Raw genomic sequence first — 7,821 nt, 5'->3', positions numbered from 1 at the left:
TTTACATAAAGGCTCGGTAGCTCAGTCGGTAGAGCAGAGGACTGAAAATCCTCGTGTCGGCGGTTCGATTCCGTCCCGAGCCACCATTTTGAAATCACGAGCCGACTTAGCTCAATTGGTAGAGCAACTGACTTGTAATCAGTAGGTTGGGGGTTCAAGTCCTCTAGTCGGCACCACTTTCAAAATGAGCCATTAGCTCAGTTGGTAGAGCATCTGACTTTTAATCAGAGGGTCGAAGGTTCGAGTCCTTCATGGCTCACCATTTACAATTTAATGCGGGTGTAGTTTAGTGGTAAAACAAGAGCCTTCCAAGCTCTGGTCGAGAGTTCGATTCTCTTCACCCGCTTTTCAATTATGGGCCTATAGCTCAGCTGGTTAGAGCGCACGCCTGATAAGCGTGAGGTCGATGGTTCGAGTCCATTTAGGCCCACCATAATTGTTCCGCAGTAGCTCAGTGGTAGAGCTATCGGCTGTTAACCGATCGGTCGTAGGTTCGAGTCCTACCTGCGGAGCCATATTTATAGAGAAGTACCCAAGTGGCTCAAGGGGCTCCCCTGCTAAGGGAGTAGATCGCGAACGCGGTGCGAGGGTTCGAATCCCTTCTTCTCTGCCAGAACTGGCCCGTTGGTCAAGTGGTTAAGACACCGCCCTTTCACGGCGGTAACACGGGTTCGAATCCCGTACGGGTCATACTAAAAGAGATAGCATAATCTGCTATCTCTTTTTTGTTGTATAAAGGTGGACTTTGGATAGTCTGCTTTTTTATGCAATAGAAGAAATATGAAGTATGGGCTGTTGCAGTTGGGTATAGAGAGCCGTAAATACAATCATGTTGTTTATTTACCCCAGCTGTATGGCTGTAGCCTCCTACATTTGGAGAAACCGATGAAAATAAATAATATATAGAAGAAGCTGCTTCTTTCAACAGGTGTGATCTACTGGAGACAGCTTTTTTATGTTGTCATTATTGTCGAGTTTTGTCGGTAAGTCGATATATTGCAAAAATCGCTGATATAATTTGAGTTACGATCGATAAATTTTAATAATCGCTGATATATTTGGAGTTACGGTCGATATATTCTAAAAATCGCCGATATAATTTCACTTACCGACGAAAAACACAAGAAAATCCCTTTCACAATCTAAAGAAAACGCCTCCATTGAAATGGATTCCACACCTATTCCAATAACTTTACACTCTATGTGAAAAAGTTCACAAATAGGTCATAATTTGTGAAGTAATTCACAATAATACGTGCTACAATATGAATGTAAAGAAGTTAAACAACATTAAATTAGTATTTTAATTAATTACTTAAACAATCATAAAAAAATATATGTGAACAATAGAGAGGGGAAATTACCATGAAAAAAGGTATCAATCGTGTAGTATTAGTAGGAACAGGAGCTGTAGGTTGTAGTTACGCTTACTCAATGATCAACCAAGGTGTAGCTGAAGAATTCGTATTAGTAGATGTTAATGAAGCAAAAGCAGAAGGGGAAGCAATGGACTTAAGCCATGCGGTACCATTCTCTCCATCACCAACAAAAGTTTGGAGCGGTAGCTATGCAGATTGTAAAGATGCAGATTTAGTTGTTATCACTGCTGGGTTACCACAAAAGCCAGGTGAAACTCGTTTAGACTTAGTTGAGAAAAATACAAAGATCTTTAAACAAATCGTTCGCGGCATTATGGATAGCGGATTCGATGGAATCTTCTTAATCGCAACTAACCCAGTTGATATTTTAACTTACGTAACTTGGAAAGAATCTGGTTTACCGAAAGAGCGCGTAATCGGTTCTGGTACTACTTTAGACTCTGCTCGTTTCCGTTACATGTTAGGTGACTACTTAGATGTAGATCCACGTAACGTTCATGCTTACATCGTTGGTGAACACGGTGACACTGAACTTCCAGTATGGAGCCACGCTACTATCGGTGTACAAAAATTAGAAACAATCTTAGCTAACAACGAACAGTACAAACAAGAAGACTTAGACAAAATCTTCGAAAACGTACGTGATGCAGCTTACCATATCATCGAGCGTAAAGGTGCAACTTACTACGGAATCGGTATGTCACTACTTCGTGTAACTAAAGCAATCTTAAACAACGAGAACAGCGTATTAACTGTATCTGCATACCTTGAAGGTCAATACGGCGAGAAAGATGCTTACGTAGGTGTTCCAGCTGTAATTAACCGCGAAGGTGTACGTGAAATCGTAGAACTTGAGCTAAATGAAGAGGAAAAAGTGAAGTTCGCTCATTCTGTAAAAGTATTAAAAGAAACAATGGCACCAGTACTATAATAATTGCTAAATAATTCAGAGGTGGGAAACTGCTTCTTACCTCTGAACTTATATAATTTAATATAAATTCCTTTTCCGGTTTCCCTTGTATATCCCCAATATACCCCTTTTGCTGGATAAGGGTCGTTTATAGAAAAGAGCACTCTATTTTACGTAGAGTGCTCTTTATTATTCCACTATTTGTCGGGCAGTAAAAACCCACTGATTAAAGTTTCAATTTATTATTTTTTAGGTGTTAATCCTAATTTCTTTAAAATATCTGCCAGTGTACCGCTTTTGGATTTTTCTACAGGTGTTTGTGATTTAGATGCATCTGGACCTTTTTTCAAGAAGTTCCTTTCAACGAAGCGAATATCTTTTTCGTCGACAATACCATCTTTATTAAGGTCTCCGTCTTTTACAGTTAGTTCTTTTTTACCATAGTTGCTAGCGATAATTTCAGCATCTTTAATATCGATTACTTTATCACCATTTACATCGCCGGCAAGGTTTTCGTCAGGTCTTGCATAATAATATTGGCCAAGCAGCTTACCGTCTTTTTCAGTACCAAGTTTCGTTGTTAGGCGGCTTGTTAAATGTCTTGGCACCTCTACATATAAGTTATAGTCGCGTTTATTAACTGGAAGTTCATTTAGTTTGAAGTATCCGTATTTATCTAGTGAGCCTTCAAACTTATGACGGTAAGAATCAGTCGCATATACTTTTACGCCAAGCTTTGTATAATCGAACTTTTCATCTAAATATCCGCGTTCATTTAAGAACGCACCAGGTTTAATATTTCCTTCTACTAGTGAGTTTAAGGACATAACTGAGAATGTTTGATCTTGAAGTACACGCATTCTATTTGGTTCTGATTCACCTTGTTTCCTGTAAACAAAAATTGGTGACTCTAATTGAGCGTTTGCTTCATAAAATTCATCATTTTCTACTTTGAAAGTTACATCAATGAACGGGAAATCACCATCTAATCCAGCAAAGTTTTTGTCATCGATAGCGCCGCCAACTGTAACAGAACCTGCCTCTAGTTTCGGTTCATTTACTTTTGCGGTTACTCCTTTGTCGGAAAGTAGCTTTTCAAAAGCAGGATTAAATTTCGCATTTTAATAAAATTATGACAAAAAATATTGATAAACATTTTTTTATGATAGATTATTTTGTTTTGATTTTGAGTGGAAAATAGCATGAAAAGTAGGATAAACCTACTAAAATAAAGATTGAGAAAAAATAATAAGAAAAAATATACAAGGGTAATAAAGCGTTTTCAATGAATATTCGTCAAAATTCGATATTTTACACGGAAATGTGAAGAAAAACTAACATTTTTAAGAAAAAAACGAATGTTTTTTATAAATTAACAAGGATATTGCAGTTTTTCGCAGAAATAGTTAAAGTATAAAAATTCTGTCATCTAAGTGAGGTGAGCATATTGAGTGTAATAAATTGTGAAGAAGTGAAACGAGATGAGTTTCATACAGAAAAGTACTATGAAAGTTATAACATCTTTGGCGCACATGTTGTGACGGAAGATGAGATTCAAGGGGTACGATTTACAGTGTGGGCTCCTCATGCGAAAGCAATGAGTGTTGTTGGAGATTTTAATGAGTGGGATTATGAGCAACATAAGATGCTACAAGTGACAGAAGAAGGCATTTGGTCCTTATTTATACCGCATATTGAAGAAGGAGAAATATATAAATATGCGATTGAAACGTTGGCTGGTGACGTCATTTTAAAGGCAGATCCGTATGCTATATATGCAGAAGTAAGACCGAATACGGCATCTGTAGTTTTTGATATAAAAGGATATGAATGGAATGATAAAAACTGGAATCGTAAGAAAAAGAAAAAACCGATTTATAAAGAAGCGATGACAGTTTATGAATTACATTTTGGTTCTTGGAAAAAGAAAGAAGATGGAACACTATATTCTTACAGGGAAATGGCAGAAGAACTCATTCCGTATGTGGTGGAACATCAATTTACACATATTGAAATTATGCCGCTTGTTGAGCATCCATATGATCGTTCTTGGGGATATCAAGGAACGGGATATTATGCAGCGACGAGTAGATTTGGTACACCGCATGATTTAATGTATTTTGTCGACGAATGTCATAAATATGGAATCGGTGTCATTTTAGATTGGGTACCGGGGCACTTTTGTAAAGATGCTCACGGTTTATATTTGTTTGATGGCACACCGACCTATGAATATAAAGATAAAGATGTACAAGAAAATCTAGTATGGGGAACTGTCAATTTTGATTTAGGAAAGAGAGAGGTACGTAATTTCTTAATTTCAAATGCGTTATTTTGGATGAGATATTTCCATATTGATGGTTTCAGAGTAGATGCAGTTGCGAACATGTTGTACTGGAATAAAGAAGGACAAGAGCAAAGTAATGAGTACGCTGTTTCATTTTTACGGGAGTTAAATGAAGCGGTATTTGCAGAGGATGAAGATTTTCTTATGACGGCAGAGGATTCAACAGCTTGGCCACTTGTAACAGCACCAACGTATGAAGGTGGGCTTGGATTCAATTACAAATGGAATATGGGCTGGATGAATGACGTGCTGAAATATATGGAGTGTGCGCCAGAGTACAGAAAATATATTCATGAGAAAATGACGTTCTCTTTACTATATGCTTACTCTGAAAACTTCATATTACCCCTTTCTCATGATGAAGTCGTTCATGGGAAAAAGTCGTTATTAAATAAAATGCCAGGTGATTACTGGGATAAGTTTGCTCAGCTTCGTTTGTTATATGGATATTTCTTTACTCACCCAGGAAAGAAATTAATTTTCATGGGAGGAGAATTCGGGCAGTTTGATGAGTGGAAAGACCTTGAAGATTTAGATTGGAATTTACATGATTTTGAAATGCATCGTTATATGCATGATTACTTTAAAGAGCTCATAGCATTGTATAAGCGCTCAAAACCACTTTGGCAGCTTGATCATTCGCCTGAAGGTTTTCAGTGGATTGATGCTAATAATAACGAGCAAAGTATTTTCTCGTTTATCCGCCAAGGGGATAAACAAGAAGATGCGTTAGTTATCGTATGTAATTTTACGAAAGCTACATATGAAAACTATAAAGTAGGTGTACCAGATTTCGAGTATTATAACGAGATTTTAAACAGTGATGCACAGCAATATGGCGGTTCGGGACAAGTGAATAAGAAACGTCTTAAGACGATTCTAGAACCGTACCATAATCAAGCAGCACATGTAGAGATTACAATTCCACCATTTGGCGTATCCATATTACGACCAGTGAAGACGAGAAAGGGGAGCAAAAAACAAGATGGCTCAAAAACAAAAGTGCGTAGCAATGTTACTAGCAGGGGGAAAAGGTAGTCGTTTAAGTGCATTAACAAAGAATTTAGCCAAGCCAGCTGTTCCATTTGGTGGTAAATATCGCATTATTGATTTTACGCTAAGTAACTGTGCGAATTCTGGTATTGAAACGGTTGGGATTTTAACGCAATATCAACCACTCGAACTTCATAATTATATCGGAATCGGAAATGCGTGGGATTTAGACCGAGTAAACGGTGGGGTCACAGTCTTACCTCCTTATGCGGAGTCTTCAGGGGTTAAGTGGTATACAGGTACGGCAAGTGCCATTTATCAAAACTTAAACTATTTAAGTCAGTATGAACCGGAGTATGTTCTCATTTTATCAGGCGACCATATTTATAAAATGGATTACAGTAAGATGCTAGATTACCATATTGAGAAAGAATCGGACGTATCCATTTCTGTTATTGAAGTACCTTGGGATGAAGCGAGTCGCTTTGGCATTATGAATACAAATGAAGAAATGGAGATTGTTGAGTTTGAAGAGAAACCGCAATTTCCAAGAAGTAATCTTGCATCAATGGGAATCTATATTTTTAATTGGTCAATTTTGAAAGAGTATTTAGAGATGGATGCAAGAAATCCTGAATCTAGTAACGATTTCGGAAAAGACGTACTTCCGCTTTTATTGGATGAAGGGAAGAAGCTAATGGCGTATCCGTTTAAAGGATATTGGAAAGATGTTGGAACGGTGAAGAGCTTATGGGAAGCGAATATGGATTTGCTTCGCGATGAAACATCACTGAATTTAAACGATCGTAATTGGCGTATTTACTCTGTCAATCCAAACGAACCGCCTCAATATATTGCTGAAAAGGCGAAAGTAGAAGAATCGCTTATTAACGAAGGGTGCGTCATTGAAGGGGACGTGAAGCATTCTGTGTTATTCCAAGGAGTGACGGTGGAAGAAGGAAGTATGGTGATTGATTCTGTCGTTATGCCAGGGGCTAAGATTGGTAAAAATGTTGTGATTGAAAGAGCGATTGTTGGATCAGAAATGGTTATCGAAGATGGAACAATCATTCGTCCAGAAAAGAATGTTGACGATGTAGTATTAATTGCTGAAGGGAAATAGAAAAGGGGGATGAAATGAATGGGAGAAAAAATGTTAGGAATTATTAATGCAACGGGAAGTTTTCCTTCCTTAAAGAAAGTAACAGGGCATCGTTCACTAGCGGCGTTACCGTTTGGGGGCCGTTATCGACTCATTGATTTCATGCTTTCAAATATGGTGAATTCTAGTATTCATAGTGTGGCAGTTTTTACAAGCCATAAAAATCGTTCGTTAATGGACCATGTTGGTTCAGGAAAACAGTGGGATTTAGATAGAAAACGAGACGGACTATTTTTATTCCCGCCAAACTGCCAATGTGACCAAGATGAATTTGGGTCTTTTGCACACTTTAGAAGACATATTGATTATTTTCTAAGAAGCAGAGAAGAGTACGTTGTTATTACGAATAGCCATCTCGTAACAGCATTAAATTTTCAAGCGGTGTTAGAGCGACATATACATACGGCAGCTGATATTACGGAAGTTTGCCATGAAGGGGTTTCGCTTCAAACATATGTGTTAAAGAAACAATTATTGTTAGACTTATTTGAGTCATATAAAGATGTGGAACAATACAGTTTATTTGATGTAGTGAGAGAAAAGCGCGGGAAATCATTACACATTGCTACATATGAACATACTGGATATGTAGCAATTATTGACTCGATTGAAAGTTACTATAAACATAGCTTAGAAATTTTGCAACCTGCTATTTGGAAGCAATTATTTAAGAAAGAAGCACCGATCTTTACGAAAGTAAAAGATGAGCCACCAACTCGTTATTTAAAGGGTGCAGTCGTGAAAAATACAATGATTGCAAACGGTAGTATTATTGAAGGGGAAGTCGAAAACAGTGTTGTTTCCCGTTCAGTTAAAATTGGAAAAGGTTCAATTATTCGTAACAGTATTATTATGCAAAAGAGCCAAATTGGAGATAACTGTATAATAGACGGTGTTATTATTGATAAAGACGTGAAAATTGGTGACGGTGTCGTATTAAAAGGAAACGCCGATGGGCCGTATGTTATAGAAAAAGGAAGCGTACAAAACAGTACGATTAATAGTTATTCCTAAAGAATCAGTGGGGGCT

Annotated in this window: 4 protein-coding genes, 8 tRNA genes and 1 pseudogene; 12 read left to right on the top strand and 1 reads right to left on the bottom strand. The window is 37.6% G+C overall.

Annotated elements, in window-relative coordinates; translation table 11 throughout:
- The first annotated feature begins 10 nt into the window (after positions 1-10).
- From ACQGS6_RS08010 to ACQGS6_RS07970, 9 genes are all read left to right on the top strand, one after another.
- Positions 11-86 (top strand) — tRNA-Phe (locus ACQGS6_RS08010).
- A 14-nt stretch (positions 87-100) separates the two neighbouring features.
- Positions 101-176, top strand: a tRNA-Thr gene (locus ACQGS6_RS08005).
- Between the two features lie 10 nt (positions 177-186).
- Positions 187-262, top strand: a tRNA-Lys gene (locus ACQGS6_RS08000).
- 13 nt (positions 263-275) lie between these two features.
- Positions 276-346 (top strand) — tRNA-Gly (locus tag ACQGS6_RS07995).
- A gap of 10 nt (positions 347-356) precedes the next feature.
- A tRNA-Ile gene (locus tag ACQGS6_RS07990) sits at positions 357-433 on the top strand.
- 7 nt (positions 434-440) lie between these two features.
- A tRNA-Asn gene (locus tag ACQGS6_RS07985) sits at positions 441-515 on the top strand.
- A 7-nt stretch (positions 516-522) separates the two neighbouring features.
- Positions 523-613, top strand: a tRNA-Ser gene (locus ACQGS6_RS07980).
- A 5-nt stretch (positions 614-618) separates the two neighbouring features.
- Positions 619-690 (top strand) — tRNA-Glu (locus tag ACQGS6_RS07975).
- 675 nt (positions 691-1,365) lie between these two features.
- A complete protein-coding gene (locus tag ACQGS6_RS07970; RefSeq protein ID WP_000715340.1) occupies positions 1,366-2,310 on the top strand; it encodes an L-lactate dehydrogenase in 945 nt (314 codons plus the stop codon).
- A gap of 221 nt (positions 2,311-2,531) precedes the next feature.
- Here ACQGS6_RS07970 and ACQGS6_RS07965 read toward each other — a convergent pair.
- Positions 2,532-3,410, bottom strand: a pseudogene (locus tag ACQGS6_RS07965) (dockerin type I domain-containing protein); the annotation flags it as partial.
- A 326-nt stretch (positions 3,411-3,736) separates the two neighbouring features.
- On the opposite strand from ACQGS6_RS07965, the gene glgB reads away from it, so the two are divergent.
- From glgB to glgD, 3 genes are read left to right on the top strand one after another with little or no spacing between them, the layout of a single operon-like run.
- Positions 3,737-5,674: a 1,4-alpha-glucan branching protein GlgB gene (gene glgB, locus ACQGS6_RS07960; RefSeq protein WP_000111396.1), complete on the top strand. Its 1,938-nt coding sequence runs from the start codon at positions 3,737-3,739 to the stop codon at positions 5,672-5,674.
- Positions 5,622-6,752, top strand: coding sequence for a glucose-1-phosphate adenylyltransferase (gene glgC, locus ACQGS6_RS07955; protein ID WP_326318274.1), 1,131 nt, complete (start codon positions 5,622-5,624; stop codon positions 6,750-6,752). Before glgB ends, glgC begins: the two co-directional genes overlap by 53 nt.
- Before the next feature lie 18 nt (positions 6,753-6,770).
- Entirely contained in the window at positions 6,771-7,805 is a 1,035-nt protein-coding gene (gene glgD / locus ACQGS6_RS07950; protein WP_326318275.1) for a glucose-1-phosphate adenylyltransferase subunit GlgD, read from the top strand.
- Positions 7,806-7,821: the final 16 nt, after the last annotated feature.

Origin of the sequence: Bacillus sp. GMs2/2, from assembly GCF_050172095.1 — a bacterium.
Taxonomy (GTDB): Bacteria; Bacillota; Bacilli; order Bacillales; family Bacillaceae_G; genus Bacillus_A; species Bacillus_A cereus.
This window is presented reverse-complemented; position numbering and strand designations above follow the sequence as displayed.